Origin of the sequence: Photobacterium piscicola, from assembly GCF_900166965.1 — a bacterium.
Taxonomy (GTDB): Bacteria; Pseudomonadota; Gammaproteobacteria; order Enterobacterales; family Vibrionaceae; genus Photobacterium; species Photobacterium piscicola.
Window position 1 is genome coordinate 1 of sequence record NZ_FUZI01000058.1, and the last position, 649, is coordinate 649.

Annotated in this window: 1 protein-coding gene; it reads left to right on the top strand. The window is 55.2% G+C overall.

Going from position 1 to position 649, the window contains the following annotated elements:
- Nucleotides 1-649: Ig-like domain-containing protein (locus tag CZ809_RS20920; RefSeq protein ID WP_144396231.1), on the top strand; the 649-nt coding region annotated here is incomplete at both ends.

The window sequence follows — 649 nt, forward strand, 5'->3', positions numbered from 1 at the left end:
GGCAGTGTTTTAGACGGTGCGACGGCTGATAGTGTGACGGCAACCGTCACCACCACGGATGAGGCGGGCAACAGTGCCACGGCGACGGACGATCATCCTTACAACATTGATACTGACATTGCGGCAACGATCACTATTACCTCGATTGCTACCGATGGTGTTATCAACGCAGATGAAGCGCACAGCAAAGTCCCGGTTACGGGGACCGTGGGCGCAGATGTTAAAGTCGGCGATACCGTTACGGTCGTTGTTGATGGTCAAACCGTGGGCACCACAAAAGTTGTGGAGCAGGACGGCAAGTTAACGTGGACGGCAGAAATCGACGGCAGTGTTTTAGACGGTGCGACGGCTGATAGTGTGACGGCAACCGTCACCACCACGGATGAGGCGGGCAACAGTGCCACCGCGACGGACGATCACCCTTACAACATTGATACTGACATTGCGGCAGCGATCACTATTACCTCGATAGCTACCGATGGTGTTATCAACGCAGATGAAGCGCACAGCAAAGTCCCGGTCACGGGGACCGTGGGCGCAGATGTTAAAGTCGGCGATACCGTTACGGTCGTTGTTGATGGTCAAACCGTGGGCACCACAAAAGTTGTGGAGCAGGACGGCAAGTTAACGTGGACGGCAGAAATCGACG